Origin of the sequence: Paenibacillus cucumis (ex Kampfer et al. 2016), from assembly GCF_019748695.1 — a bacterium.
In the GTDB taxonomy this organism is placed as follows: Bacteria; Bacillota; Bacilli; order Paenibacillales; family Paenibacillaceae; genus Paenibacillus; species Paenibacillus polysaccharolyticus.
On the sequence record NZ_JACLIC010000041.1, the window covers coordinates 48,552 to 65,760 of the forward strand.

Here is a 17,209-nt window from a genome sequence, read left to right on the forward strand (position 1 = left end):
GTGTTCCTCCTGTGCCCCCTTAAAACATGAAAAGCCTCTGTATTCAAAAATGTCCCCGATCCGAACCCGCACCGATCCATTTTATCCGACAGAAGCTCTTCATTCATTACTAAACCGGTGAATAAGCTCTCTTCATCAAGCCGTCAACTAGTATGCTCTTGCAAACACAACAGTGTGCTGCGCTTTTTCACCACACGCCAGACATATGTGCTTTTCTTCCGCAGGCTGGAACGGAATGTTCCGACTGGTTGCACCCGTGACTTCTCTTACTTTATCTTCACATACTTCTGACCCACACCAGCCAGCCAGTGTAAATCCGCGTTTGTTTTCCATCAGTTCTTTCATCTCATCCAGTGTGTCTACGGAGTAGAAGTTGTCTGACATAAATGTACGAGCACGATCAAGCATGTCTGCCTGAACTTGAGTTAACATCGTTTGAATCTCTTCAACGAGGTTTGCTTGCTCAACCACTTTCTTCTCTCCAGTAATACGGGAGGCAAGAACACATACGCCGTTCTCCATATCACGAGGGCCAATCTCCAAACGGATCGGTACACCACGCATCTCATACTCGTTGAACTTCCAGCCTGGACGAACATCACTGCGATCATCCATTTTCACACGAATACCTGCTTTTTTCAGTTCAGCAAACAATTCATCCGCACGACCTACAACGGCATCACGTGTTTTTGGCGGTCCAATCGGGATCATCACCACTTGCGTTGGTGCCACTTTTGGCGGCAGCACAAGACCACGGTCATCTCCGTGAACCATAATCAAAGCTCCGATCAAACGTGTACTTGTTCCCCATGAAGTGGTATGCGCAAGTTCCAGAACGTTATTACGGCTCAAATATTGAATTTCAAAGGCTTTGGCAAAGTTCGTTCCCATGTAGTGAGAAGTACCTGCCTGTACGGCACGTCCATCTTTCATCATGGCTTCAATCGAGAACGTATCCACAGCCCCGGCAAACTTCTCGGATTTGGTCTTCTGCCCCGTAATAACCGGAATGGCAAGGTATTCTTCGACTACTTCACGGTAGATTTCAAGCATTTTCATCGTTTCTTCGCGAGCTTCTTCTTCTGTCTCGTGCGCTGTATGCCCCTCTTGCCACAGGAACTCACTCGTGCGAAGGAACGGCAACGTTCTCTTTTCCCAACGAACCACGTTAGCCCATTGGTTAATCAATACTGGCAGATCACGATAGGACTGAATCCATTTGGAGTACATATGTCCAATGATCGTTTCGGAAGTTGGGCGGATCGCCAAACGTTCTTCGAGCTTTTCTCCGCCTGCTTCAGTTACCCAAGGCAACTCAGGGTTAAACCCTTCTACGTGCTCTTTTTCCTTTTGGAAAAAGCTTTCGGGAATGAACATTGGGAAGTACGCGTTGCGATGGCCCGTTTCGCGGAAACGGCGATCCATCTCATCCTTGATATGCTCCCAAATTTCGAAGCCGTCCGGTTTAAATACAATGCAGCCACGAACCGGTGAGTAGTCCATCAGATCTGCTTTTTTAATAACATCAATGTACCAGCGAGAGAAATCCTCACCCTGCGGTGTAATTTCTGTCACGAACTGTTTATCGTTTTCCTTTGACATAAGACTCCAGCGTCCTCCCATAACGACTAGTACTGAATACTCAGAACATAGTCAAACCGTAATTATCCGTTAATTAAACGTAGTATATCATTATATGTTACAGCCAGCATTAGCACAAAGAGCATCGCGAACCCGACAAAATGCACCATACCTTCCCGGTTAGGGTCAACCGGACGTCCACGCAACGCTTCGATTCCGAGGAAAACGAGACGGCTTCCATCAAGCGCAGGAATCGGGAGCAAATTGAAGATTCCCAAATAAAGGCTTAGAATCGCCGCCCATCTTGTTAATTGCTCGATACCTTGCTTGGCAATCTGACCAGTTACCTCAAACGTACGCACAGGTCCACCAATGTCATCCATGCTAAACTGATTAATCAAATGTCTGAATCCTTCAAAGATAACCCTGGTCGTATCCACCATAGCTACTCCCGAGAACTTGAACATTTCCACGAATCCAACAGAACGAGTCGGCAAGACAGGCGCAATGCCTACCTTTCCGCCTTCCTGACCTTCTACCGCACGAGGTGTAATCGTGACATTAAATGTCTCGTTCCCCCGGCGCAGAGTCCATTCCATCGGCTTGTCTTTGGACTCAGCAATCATGGATACCATCTTCTTAGAATCCGTACCGATAACTGTACCGTTAATGGTTTCAATGATATCGCCCTTTTGTAGATTCGCTTGATCTGCCGCTCCGCCTTTAAACACTTCACCGATCTGCAAATTCTTTGGATTTTCCACCGGAACGCCTGCCATCTGTGCATAAACAGCGAACAGAACAAAAGCAAGAATAAAGTTCATGAGTGGACCTGCAAAAATTGCCATAGCGCGTTGAGCAACCGTTTTACTGCCGAACTGTCGATCTTTAGGCGCAATTTGTGTCTGCTTGCCTCGGCTGACCAACATTGCTCGTGGATGTATTTGATAATGCTGCACTTCGCCATCCACATCCAGTTGTAACTTAAGCGCGATCTCCATATCAATGGAGATCACTTCACCGCGAATCACATTTTTACGGTTATCCAATTGGTCCAAATAGATCATTTTGACCTGATCGTCCACAGTTCGTACCGCTATGGTCTGTCCTTCTTGAATCTCAATCAGTTCCGGGTCTTCTCCTGCCATCCGTGCATATCCGCCAAAAGGCAGCAAGCGCAGTGTGAACTGCGTCTCATTTCTTTTATATGAGAATAATTTGGGACCAAAACCGATCGCAAATTCCCGTACAAGAATGCCGGCGCGCTTGGCAAAATAATAATGCCCCCATTCATGCACCGTTACGATGACAAAGAACATAAGCACCGTTAGAAATACCACTTGTATGGTTTCCAATCCCTATTCATCCTCCTTCACGGCACGTACCGCAGTCTGTCCCTCTAGACTATCATTATTCTCTAATCCCGCACAAGAGAATCGCTTCGTTCCGTTTACCTCAAAAAAAGAGATTACAGCACGGAAGCAAGCTTGCGGCTATCCTGATCACAGGCAGCAATTTGCTCCAGATCAGGGTTGTCCACATTTTGGTGCGCTTCTAGCACTGAGGCAATGATATCTTCTATTTTAAGGAATGAAATCTCTTTCCGCAAGAAACGTGCTACAGCAACCTCATTGGCTGCATTAAAAGCCGTCGTTGCAGTCCCTCCCATTTTACCACATTCATATGCCATTCTTAAACACGGGAAACGATCCATATCCATCTCCCTAAAATGAAGTTGTCCAATTTGGGCAAGAGACAACCGTTTTGCCGGAGAAGGCATACGGTCAGGATAGGTCAAAGCATATTGAATTGGGACACGCATATCCGGAGTACCAAGCTGCGCAATGATACTTGTGTCTTCAAATTCCACATAAGAATGAATGATGCTCTCTGGATGAAGTAGTACATCAATCTGTTCATAATCAAGACCAAACAACCAATGTGCCTCAATGACTTCAAGGCCTTTGTTAACCATCGTTGCTGAGTCAATCGTGATTTTTGAACCCATGGACCAGTTTGGATGCTTGAGTGCATCCTCTACAGTCACCTGCTGTAGTTGCTCACGTGTAAGATGTCGAAATGAACCACCTGATGCAGTCAATGTAATTCCAGCCACACTGGAGCGATTCTCTCCATTCAAACACTGGAAAATTGCCGAGTGTTCACTGTCAACAGGTAAAATAGAAACTCCTTTGGCTACTGCCCTTTCCATAACGATGTGTCCAGCTGTAACCAGAGTCTCCTTGTTGGCAAGTCCAATCTGTTTTCCGGACTCGATCGCTGCAAGCGTAGACTCCAGCCCAACACTTCCTACAACAGCCGTAACAACCGTGTCTGCATCTGTTCCTGCAGCAACCTCGATGAGACCTTCTGAACCGTAATACACTTTCGTACCTGCTGGTACATGTGGAGCAATCTTATCAGCCAACTCTTTTGATCCTACCGAAATCTTTTTAGGCTGATAACGTCTAGCTTGCTCGATCAGCAAATCTGTATTGCCCCCTGCAGCTAGTGCTTCCACTTGAAAGTGTTCTGGATGCATATCAACAACATCCAATGTCTGTGTCCCAATCGACCCTGTCGAACCAAGAATCGCTATTTTTTTCATTAATGCACCTCACCTCTAACGAATCCAATGCTTGTGGGCGAGCCACCTTAGTCATCTTTAAGCCGTCTTCTTCTAATAAGGCAGTAGCATCAGTATATGTACAAATGGAAACACCACAATCCAACTGTCGCACCGATCCAGAATACCACCATGCCCAGGAAGAAGATTGCCTGAATCCTTAATGTTGTAAACGCGTTTGTAGGCTGACTGGATCAAGTCACCCATCTGACCAACTACCGCACAAGCAATCCCGATGAGAATTGCTCTCTGCCAGGAGAGCAAGCCATCTGATACCAAGGCAAACACCACCGCGGTGGCAATCGCAATAACAATGCCGCCGAGTGCGCCTTCCACAGTTTTGTTTGGACTGATCGAAGGCCAAAGTTTGTTTTTCCCAATCCACTTACCTACAAAATATGCTCCGGCATCACTTGCCCAGATCGAACCTAGCAGAAGGAATGTCCAGAATAAACCATGATGTAAATGTCTAGACTCTGCGATGTAATAGAATCCTGTTCCAATATACAACACGCCGATGAAAAGCATAGCGACTGTATTAATTGGTAATCTGTTCTTAGTGACAACCGAAGCGGTCATCAAAATGAGCATGATGATCCACGAAATTTGAAACAAGGATAACGGTCTTACATCCCATACCATTTCCCAAGGAAATACCATAGAAACAATTCCAGCATATCCGATTAGGGCTACACCCGAAAACGGCTTCACCCCGGTCATTTTCACAAATTCATAATAACCGATGAGAGCCATAAGCAAGACCAATCCGTGATACCAAGGCCCGCCAAGCATACAAAAACCCAAAAACAACACACCTGCAATAATTCCAGTCGTTAATCGCTGTTTCAACGGCTTCATCCTCCATCTATTTCAAACCGCCGTAACGCCTTGTTCTGCGCTGATATTCGGCTACTGCTTCAAGCAGATGCTGTTTGCCAAATTCGGGCCAGTATATATCCGTAAACCATAATTCGCTATATGCAAGCTGCCATAACATAAAATTGCTCAGTCGCAGTTCTCCGCTCGTTCGAATCAACAGATCCGGATCTGGCATATCTGCGGTCAGCATATGTTTGTCAATAAGTTCAGGTGTGATATCTTCTGCAGCCAGTTCCCCCGACTTTACCTGCAGAGCAATGTCTCTCACACATTCCGTCATCTCCCGGCGGCTTCCATAGTTCATTGCAAAGTTCAACACCAGACCAGTGTTATGCTCCGTAAGACGAATAGCTTCCCGCAAAGCATTAACCGTATGTGAAGGCAGATGTTCCTCATGTCCCATCATACGGATACGTACATTTTTTTCGATCAGTTCTTCTAACTCAATAGCCAAAAACTCTTGCGGAAGTCTCATCAGAAAATCCACTTCTTCTTTTGGACGCGTCCAGTTTTCTGTCGAAAAAGCGTACATCGTCAGATATTTGATGCCCAGTTCATCCGCCGCGATGGTTGCACGTTTGACTGCCTTCATGCCGTTCTGGTGTCCAGCTATACGCGGGAGACCCAGACGTTTGGCCCATCGTCCATTGCCGTCCATAATGATGGCGACGTGCTGCGGGATATTATCCTCGGATATAGTCAGCGTTTCCTGCTTGTCAGCCCCATTCCACCACGACCGAACCCGTTTGATCATTCCTGTTCCTCCAAAATCCCTGAAGTTTCTTCATCTGAAGCTTGGAAAAAGAGACAAAACCCCACCGTATTGGAGGGGCTGCGCTTGTCTTACACTTCCATGATTTCTTTTTCTTTGGCAGCAAGTACCTTATCGACTTCAGCGATAAATTTATCAGTCGACTTTTGGATGTCGTCCTGATGTCTCCGGGATTCATCTTCGGAAATCTCGGACTTTTCCATTTTCTTAATATCATCATTCGCATCACGGCGAATGTTACGAATCGCAACTTTACCTTCTTCGCCAAACTTTTTGGTTAGTTTGACAAGCTCAGCTCTACGCTCTTCCGTCAGCGGCGGAATAGCGAGACGAATCATACTGCCATCGTTAGCCGGGGTCAGACCCAGGTCTGATTTCATAATCGCACGTTCGATATCACTCATCGCTGATTTGTCCCAAGGCTGAATCATCAGTGTCCGGGAGTCCGGTGTACTGATATTTGCCAATTGGTTCAGAGGTGTCATTGCACCATAATACTCAACTTGCACACGATCCAGAAGAGCAGGCGTTGCACGACCTGCACGCAACGTAGCTAGGTCACGGCGCAATGCCTGAATTGCTTTTTCCATACGCTCTTCAGCATGTTGTTTAACTGCTTGTGGCATTAATCTACACTCCCTTTAACGATTGTTCCGATACGCTCGCCCAGAACAACACGTTTGATGTTACCTTGTTCAGTAATGTTGAATACAATCAACGGAATGTTGTTATCCATGCAGAGCGAGGACGCCGTTGAATCCATTACGCCAAGGTTTTTGTTAAGTACATCCAGGTATGTCAACTGCTCAAACTTTTCAGCTGTGCTGTCTTTGAATGGATCTGCCGAATAGACACCATCCACTTTATTTTTGGCCATCAAGATCACTTCTGCTTCAATCTCCGCTGCGCGCAGTGCTGCTGTTGTATCCGTGGAGAAGAACGGATTACCTGTACCTGCTGCAAAAATAACGACACGGCCTTTCTCCAGATGACGAATGGCTTTACGACGAATGTACGGCTCAGCAATCTGCTGCATAGCAATTGATGTCTGCACACGAGTTGGCACTTCAATCTGTTCAAGTGCGTCTTGCAGCGCCAGAGAGTTCATCACCGTCGCGAGCATACCCATATAGTCCGCAGTTGCACGATCAATCCCGTTTTCACTGCCAGCAATACCGCGCCAGATGTTTCCTCCGCCGCATACAATCGCAACCTGTACGCCAAGCGCAACTACATCTTTTACCTGCTGGGCAATGGATGAGATCGTTACTGCATCAATGCCATAGCCGTTTTGACCGGAAAGAGACTCTCCGCTCACCTTTAAGACAACACGTTTAAATACTGGCTGTTCCAATTGTTCACCCTCCACTTTGAATTGAACACCTTCCAGTGTCCAACCAACAAAACTTCTCGCGCATGGACTCCTGCTTAAAAAGAAAGGAACACAGAAGTGTTCCGCTCTTTTAGGAAAAACAAATTGCCGTTCAGTCATTGTTTTCCTGAGATATAAGGGAGTTTACGCTTCGAAGTTTCATCATTCTTATATCTTCGAAAATCAATCCTGCTTTGTCGGCTTGATAACGTCTTATTTGTTAACTTGGGACATAACTTCTTCTACGAAATTATCCACTTTTTTCTCCAAACCTTCACCCAGTTCGTAACGAACGAAACGACGGATGGAGATGTTTTCACCAATTTGGCTGATTTTTTCATTCAACAATTGGGAAATTGTTTTATCTGGATCTTTAACAAAAGTTTGTTCCATCAGGCAATATTCTTCGTAGTATTTACCGATACGGCCTTCAACCATTTTCTCAATGATTTTTTCTGGTTTACCTTCGTTAAGAGCTTGAGCTTTCAAGATTTCTTTTTCTTTTTCCAACTCATCTGTAGGAACTTCTTCGCGTGTAACATATTTAGGATTAGCTGCAGCGATTTGCATAGCTACGTCTCTAACGAAATCCTTAAATTGATCCGTTTTACCAACGAAGTCAGTTTCGCAGTTAACTTCAACCAAGACACCGATACGTCCGCCAGCGTGGATGTAAGATTCTACAGCGCCTTCAGTAGCTGCACGACCTGCTTTGCTTGCTGCTGCAGAAAGACCTTTTTCACGCAACAATTCAGCCGCTTTCGTTACATCACCGTTGGCTTCTTCCAGTGCTTTCTTACAATCGAGCATACCAGCGCCCGTTCTTTCGCGAAGTTCTTTTACTGCACTCGCATTAACTGCCATTATAAATTCCCTCCAGATTAAGTATTGTACGTACACGTACACTCTAAAAAAAGGGCAGTGAGAGGTTATCCACCTACCAACCACCCTTTTCATTTAATTCATGAATGTTATGTTCGAAAACTATTAAGCGGAAGTTTCTTCGCCTTGGTTAGCTTCGATAACGGCATCAGCCATTTTACCTGTCAGCAATTTAACAGCGCGGATCGCGTCGTCATTACCTGGGATAACATAATCGATCTCGTCTGGATCGCAGTTAGTATCAACGATACCAACAATTGGGATACCCAATTTGCGAGCTTCAGCAACAGCGATACGCTCTTTGCGTGGATCGATGATGAACAGGGCGCTAGGCAGGCCTTTCATATTTTTAATACCGCCCAAGAATTTCTCGAGACGATCTTTTTCTTTGCGAAGCAAGATAACTTCTTTTTTAGGCAGAACAGCGAAAGTACCGTCTTCTTCCCAAGCTTCCAACTGTTTCAAACGATCAATACGTTTTTGAATAGTAGAGAAGTTAGTCAGGGTACCGCCGAGCCAACGTTGGTTAATGTAGAATTGACCAGCGCGTTCAGCTTCTTCTTTAACGGAGTCTTGAGCTTGTTTTTTAGTACCTACGAAAAGAATAGTACCATTCTCGCCTGCGATTCCTTTAACGAAGTTGTAAGCCTCTTCGACTTTTTTCACCGTTTTTTGCAAATCGATGATGTAAATTCCGTTTCTTTCAGTGAAGATATAACGATCCATTTTTGGGTTCCAACGACGAGTCTGGTGACCGAAGTGTACCCCAGCTTCGAGAAGCTGCTTCATGGAGATTACTGCCATCTTCACACACCTCCTAATATGGTTTTTTATTGTGTCCTCCGCCAGCATCATTTTTCGCTAAGACTCTCCATTAGGAAAGCACCCTCAACAAAATTAGCACAGCGTGTGTTTTAACACCGTTATCTAATATATCATAAGTGTCAGTCTGTTGCAACATTATCTGAATCTAAATTTTATAGTTACATTATATCAAAAATAATCCACCTACCATCAAAAAGAACCGTCCAGTCCGAGCATGTACGCTCAGCTTGACGGTTCTTTGGTAATTTTGGCGATAATCGACTTAAAACTCTCACCCTTTTCAAGAGAGTACGTGCCCACTTGAATTTTTTTATTAATACCTTGAGACTTCCCTGCCTTGATAAAGGCTTGTGCATCGTCCACAATACCGGCTTCTTTCAGATTTTCGGCAACCATAACCAAACTATTTCCAGAACGAACCTTAAATGTTACGGCCGGTCCATTAGGTTTAGTTGGCGTCACAGGTGTATTCGTCTTGGGTTGATCTGTCTGTGGCTGCGTTGGTTCTGTCGGTTCTGCAGCAGAGGTGGTTTGCTGCGGTTTTTCAGCTGACTTCCCTTGCATCTGGCTGCTTTCCTGCTTTTTCTTTGACACCCATTCGGCTTCAGTATATAACTCGTCCTGAGTACCAACCAGTTTCATATCCAGACTCTTTGCTGCTGTTTCCAATTGTTCTTTCGTCCAATTGTCACGTTGTACCGGTTCCAAATTACTGTCAGACAGGGCTTTTTGCCCCACCGTAGCTAGTTGAAGCAAGATTGCTCCTGTAATCATGCCACTTCCTATACCAATCCACAAAGATCGCTTGTCCATGGTCAGCTCTCCTCCCGCTCTGCAAGCTGCAGTATTAATTGCACCTCACCAAGCTGTATGCCTGTTTGTCTAGAAATAGCATCCATAGACTTTCCTTCATCATGTAGCCTAAAAAGCTCTGTGTAACGATCTTTAATCGATTCACCCTTCTGATCTTCTTCTTGTTGCGGGTTATCTTGTAGCTTTGATGCTGATGCAATTTGTTGATTCGTTTCAACCCTGACACTGTCCATGAGGCTTTGTGCTTGTAAACCCTCTGATCTCTGGCCCATTATGTTCTCTGCAGTGCTGAGTTCAGTTGTCTTAACCTTTTGCTGCTCCAGCTGGTCAAGCCGTTGTTGTAATTCCTGAAGCTGTGACTGCATCCGATGATCTGCTGCGGTGGCTTCACCTTTGAGTTCAGCCACACGTTGAATAAGAGCATCGTTATCTTGTTCAATCTCTGTCATATAATGTTCAAGCGTTGACTCCATCTCCTGCACCAACTGATGCGATGGTTGCTGTACTTTGTCCTTACGAGGCATTATGAAAGCATAAGCAATTGCGCAAGCTCCTAATATGACAATAATGATCCATGGTGACAAATTGCTTCTCTCCTTTTGTTACGACCACCCTCGGGCGCAAGCTTCCAGCATGTTTGTAGTCTTTTACATAGACAGATCAATATGTTTACCTTTGTAGGGATGTTCAGCAAGTTTCAAGTGCTCCTGCTCATCCATCGTCTCCCGTCCATCAGTCCCACTATGCTGGTCTCGCCCGTCTGCATGACCATCTCGTACCGAAGTATGCGATGTCTCAGCCATGGCTTCACTGCGCTGCCGTGCCTCATTGGCTTCTTTATTCGTCTGTTCGGCGAGCAGATTCTGGTCAGTAACCGGTCTCTGCTGGGCTTCACTTTGATATCGTCCTGCTTCACTCGTTCGCGGTACCGCAATCTGCAACTCCACTGCTTTGAAACTCATACGCTCACCTCACGGTTTCGAATGGATTTCCTCAAAAGGATGTTGCTGGTTTTAAACGTACGGCACCATGGTAATATCTCCGTCCTGATAATAAAATGACATTCGGCTAACGGGATCTTTAATAAATTTCGTATATCTGCCGATAACTATTTTAGAGCCCCCGTAGATCATCTTCAAAATATCAACACGAGCTCTGCTTGTATCTTCAAGTACCTTTTCAATTTCCAAGATACGCATTTTCATTTCTTCACTCTGATGAAGAGCCGCTTTTTGAGTTGAGTTTAATTTGATTCTCATCGCCATCTTGTCTGGCGTTAGTTGTCCTGCTGCAGCCAGCTGATCAAGTAGAGTCAATGCTTTCTTGGTTTTATCCAAGGAGTCCATCTGTTCTCTCATTTCTTTACGCAATTCATTCATTTCGTTACGGAGTCTTGGTAACACGCCAACCTCAATCGAGGTGACTGTAGACATCGTGTTACCAATAACACGCGCAGATACGTGCTCTCCGGCCTGTGTTGAGCCGCCAACGATAAGTCCTTTTGTTCCTGCACAGATTACAGCATGACCCGCACGGACATTGGAGTGCATAATACTCTGGGATACAAGTACATCTTCACCTGCATCAACGTTGCCTTCTTGAATGAATGTGCATTTCACATGATGCCCGGCATGAATTAAACCTTTGTTGTAACCGATGATGCCACCGGTAATTTCGATAGAGCCACCTGCCTCCAGCTCTGCTCCTTCGACACCTCCGACGACACGAATGTCACCTGCCGCTTTTACCTTAAAGCCAGTTAGTACATTGCCTCGGATCACGACATTACCTACAAAGTCAATATTTCCATGCTTATAATCGACATCACCATTGACTTCGTACACTGGAAATACGTTAAGCTTGTTTCCATCTGTCCTGCTCACTAAGCCGTCAATTGCAGCATACATCGCAGAACCGTCAGGACTGACAACAACGTTTTTTCCAACTTTGAATCGGGCTTCTTTTCCGGAACGAAAAGGGATTTCTTCACCAGTCACTGCTTTACCTGGTGTGCCATCTACAGGATCGATACGCTTTGCAATGATCTGACCACTGCGCACATTGTCTAACTGTATCAGCTCTTTGTAATCCACTTTTCCATCTTCTGCTTCAAGTGGCCGTTGCTCTCTGTCATCTTCTTTACCAATCAAAACTTGAATATATCCATCAATCCCTTGTACAGGAGAAACGCCTTCGGCTATCTTGCATTTATCTTTCAGGTAGGCAGACGGGTTATTCACAAATACTAGTAATGCTTCTCGCAATAGACCATGCTTAACGCCCTTGCTCTCCACAAATTGTTCAAGCTCTTCCGTGGTACAGGAAAAGCCTTCTTCTTCGTTGTAATATTCAAGATAGGCGATGCATTTATCATCGGATAAAACAACGTTTAGTGATTTTTCCATAACAGTCCGTTGTGTCAACGCAGATCTTCCTCCTTATTAGCCTGTCCACTCCCTATACGAATCTTAACTTCTGCTCTCTAGTCTTTACGCATCAGTAGATCTTTTTGTTTATCCAGTGTGCCGCGAAGCCGCAATATAGCTTTGGAATGTAGTTGGGAGATACGAGACGGCGAAAGAGACATGACCTCTGCAATTTCACTTAAAGAAAGGTCTTCGTAATATAAAAGGGAGACCACCGTTCGTTCTTTCACTGTCAGCTTCTCAAGCCCTTGGACCAGCGCTTCTTTTAAATAAAATTCATTGACTTTATAATCCGGATTTTTGGCTTTTTCATCTACCATTAAAGACAGACGTGTCTCTGACTCTTCTTCCCGGATCGGATCTTCCAGCGAGCAGAGCGACATAACTGCTACCTCCTGAAGCATATGTTGAAAATCCTTTGTTGACACGTCCAGATACTGGCTCATTTCTTCATCACTCACAGAACGCAAATAGGTCTGCTCCAATTGCTGGTAGGCATCTTCTATCCGTTTCGCTTTTTCACGTACAGATCTGGGAACCCAGTCTCCTTGACGCAATCCGTCGAGTATGGCTCCGCGAACCCTCCATGAAGCATATGTCTCGAATTGCAAGCCTCGTTCATAATCGAATTTTTCCAGTGCATCAATTAGACCCATTACCCCGTTGCTTTCCAAGTCATCTTTCGGAACGTTTTTGGGTAAACCAACGGCCAGACGGCCTGACACATAGTTAACAATATGAAGATATTTTTCGATCAACAATTTCTTTGCTTCAAGATCTCCGTATTCTTTCCACTTTTCCCACAGATCTGAATGGTTCAAATGTGAAGCTTTACGCTCGTTCAATTGCTTTCACCCTCCTTATTTGTCTGTCAGGTGACGAACGGCCTGCGCCAACTCCTCCGGGTCCTTGGTCCGGACAAGTTTAGGCGGATCCAAGGGAGCAAATCCCGTTGGAGCTTTCGTCTCAGATGGCGGATGATTAGCCCCGGCGGAGTCGCTCTGTCCGTTCTTGAGCAAGTCATTCAGCTCTTGTCCATCGTCTTCGAGTTTGATGTCCACCTGTGAACCTCTTAGATCTTGAGTACCCTCTGAAGCATAACCAGATCCATTTTCTACATGAGGGCTAAACAATATGCCCAATCCCCAACGCAGACCATATGCAAGAACATACCAGGCTGCGAATCCAATTAATCCGCGTATTAAACTGGTCATCAACACATTGCTGCTGAATGCTACAAAAAAAGTCAGAACGAATCCGACTATGCCTGCTCCAAGATTAATGCGGTAGTTTCCTATCATGTATTATAATTCCTTTACACCCATTTGTACGCTGCGAATAGTTAAAAGTCCTGTCTCACAATTCATTTCGATAGTTCGACCGTAATTTCCTCCTGTATCTTCGCCCAAAAGTGGAATTTTGAGCTGTTCCAACATTTCTCGACAGGAGTCTGCATTTCGCGGTCCAATTCGCATTGTATCTCCTGCACCCGAGAAAGCAAACATCTGCGAACCTCCGGCCATCTTAGATACAATTCGCGATTGAGACGCGCCCATTTTCAGCATCTTCTCAAGCAATTCTGGCAATGCTGTATCCGCGTATTTAGCCGTGTTCAAATTACCCTCCCGGGCAATCTCTGAACTCGGAAGCATGACATGTGCCATTCCAGCGAGTTTCAACTGTGGGTCATACATCGTTAGCCCCACACACGACCCTAAGCCAGTTGTACGGATTACGCCAGGAAGTTGAGCGATATTCAGATCCGCCATACCGACTTTAACGATGCTTTTGTCCTCAATCATGGTCCAGTGGCACCCCTAGCGATTCAAAAATCTTTGCAAATGACGGCGGATCAGGAATCAGGAAAAATTGCCCTTCTACTTGATCTCTACCTTCAAAGAAAGAAGTATCAATTAACAATGCCGCATCGCCCATCTCTCCAAATTGCAACAGTCCATAACTAAGGATTGCTCCCGCCATATCAATTGCAAGCCCCGGCACCGTTGGGTACATCGATAACTTTGTGAAATCCGCCAGAGAAGACAGGTAAGATCCAGCCAGAATGTTTCCGATCTCAGATAGAGCTGAATGTTCCATTTCAGTGAACGCCAAACCTTCTTTCAGCTCAAAACCAGCGAGGCGGTTCAACAACAATTTAGCAGCCTCTGGTGTCATCATAAAGAAGAGATTACCAGGCGCTTCACCTTCTACACGAAGAAATATTGTGACTACAATGCGCTCATCACCACCCACTTTTTCAGCAATCTCCTCAAATGGAAGCATCTGAACGGTGGGTACGCCCATATCAATCGGTCTGTTAAGGAGTTGAGACAACGCCGTAGCGGCGTTGCCTGCTCCAATATTACCGACCTCTTTGAGCACATCCATTTGGAAACCCTCAAATCGGTTAAACATCTCCACGTGCTAGCCCTCAACACTTTCCAGCTGCACAATCTCGCTTTTATTTAATACTTCGTTAAGGTTAAGCATAATCAACAAGCGGCCATCATCCAATTTTGCAACACCACGAAGATATCTCGCTTTCACGCCACCAACCACTTCAGGCGGAGTATCGATCGAACTGCTTTTAATGTCGATAACATCATTGGCAGAGTCAACGATAAAACCAACCTGCATATCGTCAACACCAACAATGACGATCCGCGTTTGATCTGTATATTCCGTTTCCGCAAGGGAGAAGCGTCCGCGGAGATCAATAACCGGAATAACAACACCACGCAGGTTGATAACTCCTTTTACAAATGAAAGTGTTTTGGGAACGCGGGTAATGGGCATCATGCGCTCAATAGTCTGAACCTTGTCTACCTCAATTCCGTACTCTTCGGTTCCCAATTTAAAGACGATGACCTTCAACTCTTCTTCCATGTAAAAAACCTCCCTATTCGATTTAAAACTCCATCACTATGCTTATTTAATAAATGCGTTTGGATCAAGAATCAAAGCAACTTGTCCATCTCCAAGTATCGTCGCACCGGAGATTCCTTCAATCGCAGGAAGATACGTGCCCATGGACTTCAGAACTATTTCGCTCTGACCAATGAATTCTTCAACAGCGACAGCTGCCAGACGCTCTCCTTTTCGAATCACAACAATCTCAGTTTCTTTCTCATCCGCATCGTTGAAATCCGGCACTCCGAAAACTTCGCTTAATGACAGATACGGAATCAAAGACTCGCGGAACGTAATCATTTTATTACCATGGATATTACGAACTTGCTCACGCTGTACAATCGCGGTCTCTACGATCGAAGACAATGGAACTGCATACTTCTCTGAACCAAGTCGTACCAGCATCGCTGCAATGATAGACAGTGTCAATGGAAGCTGTACGGAGAAGTTAGTACCTTTGCCTGGAGTCGACGTAATCGTTACATTACCGCCAAGCGAAGTAATTTTTGATTTTACAACGTCCAGACCTACTCCGCGGCCTGAAATATCCGAGATTTTATCAGCTGTACTAAATCCAGGGGCGAACAACAATTGATTGACTTCATCATCGCTCATTTTCGCACCTTGTTCCTCCGTCACAACGCCTCGTTTGATCGCTGTTTGCAGGAGTTTGTCACGATAAATCCCTTTACCATCATCTTCAATCTCAATAAACACGTGGTTACCACTGTGGAAAGCTCGCAGGTTAACTGTGCCCATTTCCGGTTTTCCAGCCGCAACCCGCTCCGAGATCGATTCAACACCATGGTCAACCGCATTACGCAACAGATGCACAAGCGGATCTCCGATTTCATCAATAACCGTTCTGTCCAGCTCTGTTTCAGCACCTGTAATGACGAGATCGATCTTTTTATCCAATGTTTTAGCCAAGTCACGAATCATCCGTGGGAAGCGGTTAAAGACGGTATCAACCGGAACCATCCGCAATTTCAGTACGATGTTCTGCAAGTCCGTACTCACACGGCTCAAGTGAGCTACAGTATCCGACAGATCGTTATTGCCTGTCTCACTTGCTAATTGTTCAAGGCGTGAACGGTCAATCAATAATTCGCTGAACAAGTTCATCAGCACATCAAGACGCTCAATGTCAACACGAATTGTGCGTGAAGGTGCGGCTGCCTGTTTTGGCGTTGCTGCCTTCGCGGGAGCTGCTTTGCCTTCTTCTTGAGGTTTAGAATCTAAAACAGGCGTATCCTTACCAACCTCAGGTGCTGGTGCTGGTGCTGCTTCTACCGCAACCGCGGCTGCCGCCTGATTGGTCATCTGTTGCAACGTTTCTTGATCCAACTGAATCAATTTGACACTCTCAATTTCCGAGATGCTCATAATACCCTTTTCCAGTTCTTGCGCCTCTTTGGTCGTTATGTAATACAACGAGAAACTGCGCTCAAACTTCTCTTGCTCGATATCCTGAACAGAAGGATAGGCTTTAACAACCTCACCTGAACGCTCAAGCATGTCAAATACCATGTATGCCCGAACACCTTTTAACTGACTATGCTCACTCACAAGGACGTCAACGTAGAATACACGGTGACCTTCTGCGATCGACTGATCAAGAACTGAATATTGGAATTCATCCAGTTCTACTGCATTGGAGATCGAGGAGTTCGTTTGCTTGTCTACCTTTGCAACAGGAGCACTGCCTCCTGTCCATTCGCCACTTTCAATAGCCTGAAGCGAAGCAACAATGGAGGAGACATCCGCTTTACCTTCACCGCCACCTGTAATATCCTGAACCATAGTCTCCAAAGCATCCAAACTCTTGAACATGGTGTCAAAAATGTAATCCTGCATTTTCAGCTTTTCATTACGAACCATATCCAGTACATTTTCCATTTTGTGTGTCAGTGAAGCCAAATCCTCGAATCCCATGGTTGCCGCCATACCTTTGAGAGTATGAGCTGAACGGAAGATGACCTGCACTATACCCAGATCTTCCGGATTCGCTTCTAGTTGTAGCATGTTTTCGTTAAGAGATTGTAGATGATCGTTAGACTCATCAATAAACATGGATAAATATTGGTTCATGTCCATTGTGAGGCACCTCCTCCGTAAGTTAC

19 protein-coding genes are annotated in these 17,209 nt (G+C 45.3%); all 19 read right to left on the reverse strand.

Annotation, left to right across the window (positions count from 1 at the left end):
* Nucleotides 1-147: 147 nt before the first annotated feature.
* Nucleotides 148-1,602 (reverse strand): proline--tRNA ligase, encoded by a 1,455-nt coding sequence (gene proS, locus H7T88_RS23085; RefSeq protein WP_221790539.1) that lies wholly within the window; start codon nt 1,600-1,602, stop codon nt 148-150.
* 62 nt (nt 1,603-1,664) lie between these two features.
* Nucleotides 1,665-2,936 carry an RIP metalloprotease RseP gene (rseP, locus tag H7T88_RS23090; RefSeq protein WP_221790541.1) on the reverse strand — a complete coding sequence of 424 codons (1,272 nt, stop codon included), beginning with the start codon at nt 2,934-2,936 and terminating at the stop codon, nt 1,665-1,667.
* Nucleotides 2,937-3,049: 113 nt separating this feature from the next.
* Nucleotides 3,050-4,189 (reverse strand): 1-deoxy-D-xylulose-5-phosphate reductoisomerase, encoded by a 1,140-nt coding sequence (locus H7T88_RS23095; protein ID WP_221790544.1) that lies wholly within the window; start codon nt 4,187-4,189, stop codon nt 3,050-3,052.
* 72 nt (nt 4,190-4,261) lie between these two features.
* Entirely contained in the window at nt 4,262-5,056 is a 795-nt protein-coding gene (locus H7T88_RS23100; RefSeq protein WP_221790546.1) for a phosphatidate cytidylyltransferase, read from the reverse strand.
* Nucleotides 5,057-5,072: 16 nt separating this feature from the next.
* Nucleotides 5,073-5,840, reverse strand: coding sequence for an undecaprenyl pyrophosphate synthase (gene uppS / locus H7T88_RS23105; protein ID WP_090923842.1), 768 nt, complete (start codon nt 5,838-5,840; stop codon nt 5,073-5,075).
* 89 nt (nt 5,841-5,929) lie between these two features.
* On the reverse strand, nt 5,930-6,484 hold the full coding sequence (frr, locus tag H7T88_RS23110; protein ID WP_090923843.1) for a ribosome recycling factor: 555 nt from the start codon (nt 6,482-6,484) through the stop codon (nt 5,930-5,932).
* Nucleotides 6,484-7,212, reverse strand: coding sequence for a UMP kinase (pyrH, locus tag H7T88_RS23115; RefSeq protein ID WP_090923844.1), 729 nt, complete (start codon nt 7,210-7,212; stop codon nt 6,484-6,486). The genes frr and pyrH overlap by 1 nt, the downstream gene beginning before the upstream one ends.
* 231 nt (nt 7,213-7,443) lie before the next feature.
* Complete coding sequence (tsf, locus tag H7T88_RS23120) at nt 7,444-8,094, reverse strand: translation elongation factor Ts (protein WP_056700641.1); 651 nt, start codon at nt 8,092-8,094, stop codon at nt 7,444-7,446.
* 123 nt (nt 8,095-8,217) lie between these two features.
* The gene (rpsB, locus tag H7T88_RS23125) at nt 8,218-8,916 is read right to left on the reverse strand and encodes a 30S ribosomal protein S2 (RefSeq protein WP_024630243.1); all 699 of its coding nucleotides are present in this window, start codon (nt 8,914-8,916) and stop codon (nt 8,218-8,220) included.
* Nucleotides 8,917-9,159: 243 nt separating this feature from the next.
* On the reverse strand, nt 9,160-9,750 hold the full coding sequence (locus tag H7T88_RS23130) for an endolytic transglycosylase MltG (protein WP_154886353.1): 591 nt from the start codon (nt 9,748-9,750) through the stop codon (nt 9,160-9,162).
* 2 nt (nt 9,751-9,752) lie between these two features.
* The gene (locus tag H7T88_RS23135) at nt 9,753-10,334 is read right to left on the reverse strand and encodes a hypothetical protein (RefSeq protein WP_221790547.1); all 582 of its coding nucleotides are present in this window, start codon (nt 10,332-10,334) and stop codon (nt 9,753-9,755) included.
* A gap of 63 nt (nt 10,335-10,397) precedes the next feature.
* On the reverse strand, nt 10,398-10,712 hold the full coding sequence (locus H7T88_RS23140) for a hypothetical protein (protein WP_221790549.1): 315 nt from the start codon (nt 10,710-10,712) through the stop codon (nt 10,398-10,400).
* A gap of 51 nt (nt 10,713-10,763) precedes the next feature.
* Nucleotides 10,764-12,173 carry a flagellar assembly protein A gene (locus H7T88_RS23145; protein ID WP_221790551.1) on the reverse strand — a complete coding sequence of 470 codons (1,410 nt, stop codon included), beginning with the start codon at nt 12,171-12,173 and terminating at the stop codon, nt 10,764-10,766.
* Between the two features lie 59 nt (nt 12,174-12,232).
* Nucleotides 12,233-13,021: a FliA/WhiG family RNA polymerase sigma factor gene (locus tag H7T88_RS23150; RefSeq protein ID WP_090923849.1), complete on the reverse strand. Its 789-nt coding sequence runs from the start codon at nt 13,019-13,021 to the stop codon at nt 12,233-12,235.
* Nucleotides 13,022-13,036: 15 nt separating this feature from the next.
* Nucleotides 13,037-13,477, reverse strand: a complete 441-nt coding sequence (locus H7T88_RS23155; RefSeq protein WP_090923850.1) for a hypothetical protein — start codon at nt 13,475-13,477, stop codon at nt 13,037-13,039.
* Between the two features lie 3 nt (nt 13,478-13,480).
* Nucleotides 13,481-13,978 carry a chemotaxis protein CheD gene (locus tag H7T88_RS23160; protein WP_090923851.1) on the reverse strand — a complete coding sequence of 166 codons (498 nt, stop codon included), beginning with the start codon at nt 13,976-13,978 and terminating at the stop codon, nt 13,481-13,483.
* Nucleotides 13,971-14,591: a chemotaxis protein CheC gene (locus tag H7T88_RS23165; RefSeq protein ID WP_221790553.1), complete on the reverse strand. Its 621-nt coding sequence runs from the start codon at nt 14,589-14,591 to the stop codon at nt 13,971-13,973. Before H7T88_RS23165 ends, H7T88_RS23160 begins: the two co-directional genes overlap by 8 nt.
* Nucleotides 14,592-14,600: 9 nt before the next feature.
* The gene (locus H7T88_RS23170) at nt 14,601-15,062 is read right to left on the reverse strand and encodes a chemotaxis protein CheW (protein WP_090923852.1); all 462 of its coding nucleotides are present in this window, start codon (nt 15,060-15,062) and stop codon (nt 14,601-14,603) included.
* Nucleotides 15,063-15,104: 42 nt separating this feature from the next.
* Nucleotides 15,105-17,183, reverse strand: a complete 2,079-nt coding sequence (locus H7T88_RS23175; RefSeq protein ID WP_221790555.1) for a chemotaxis protein CheA — start codon at nt 17,181-17,183, stop codon at nt 15,105-15,107.
* Nucleotides 17,184-17,209 lie beyond the last annotated feature (26 nt).

Coding starts and splice junctions, on each gene's coding strand:
- H7T88_RS23170 (WP_090923852.1), bottom strand. CDS start 15,062: ATGGAAGAAGAGTTGAAGGTCATCGTCTTTAAATTGGGAACCGAAGAG.
- proS (WP_221790539.1), bottom strand. CDS start 1,602: ATGTCAAAGGAAAACGATAAACAGTTCGTGACAGAAATTACACCGCAG.
- H7T88_RS23140 (WP_221790549.1), bottom strand. CDS start 10,712: ATGAGTTTCAAAGCAGTGGAGTTGCAGATTGCGGTACCGCGAACGAGT.
- frr (WP_090923843.1), bottom strand. CDS start 6,484: ATGCCACAAGCAGTTAAACAACATGCTGAAGAGCGTATGGAAAAAGCA.
- rpsB (WP_024630243.1), bottom strand. CDS start 8,916: ATGGCAGTAATCTCCATGAAGCAGCTTCTCGAAGCTGGGGTACACTTC.
- uppS (WP_090923842.1), bottom strand. CDS start 5,840: ATGATCAAACGGGTTCGGTCGTGGTGGAATGGGGCTGACAAGCAGGAA.
- H7T88_RS23095 (WP_221790544.1), bottom strand. CDS start 4,189: ATGAAAAAAATAGCGATTCTTGGTTCGACAGGGTCGATTGGGACACAG.
- H7T88_RS23160 (WP_090923851.1), bottom strand. CDS start 13,978: ATGATTGAGGACAAAAGCATCGTTAAAGTCGGTATGGCGGATCTGAAT.
- H7T88_RS23165 (WP_221790553.1), bottom strand. CDS start 14,591: ATGTTTAACCGATTTGAGGGTTTCCAAATGGATGTGCTCAAAGAGGTC.
- H7T88_RS23130 (WP_154886353.1), bottom strand. CDS start 9,750: ATGGACAAGCGATCTTTGTGGATTGGTATAGGAAGTGGCATGATTACA.
- H7T88_RS23155 (WP_090923850.1), bottom strand. CDS start 13,477: ATGATAGGAAACTACCGCATTAATCTTGGAGCAGGCATAGTCGGATTC.
- H7T88_RS23175 (WP_221790555.1), bottom strand. CDS start 17,183: ATGGACATGAACCAATATTTATCCATGTTTATTGATGAGTCTAACGAT.
- tsf (WP_056700641.1), bottom strand. CDS start 8,094: ATGGCAGTTAATGCGAGTGCAGTAAAAGAACTTCGCGAAAGAACGGGC.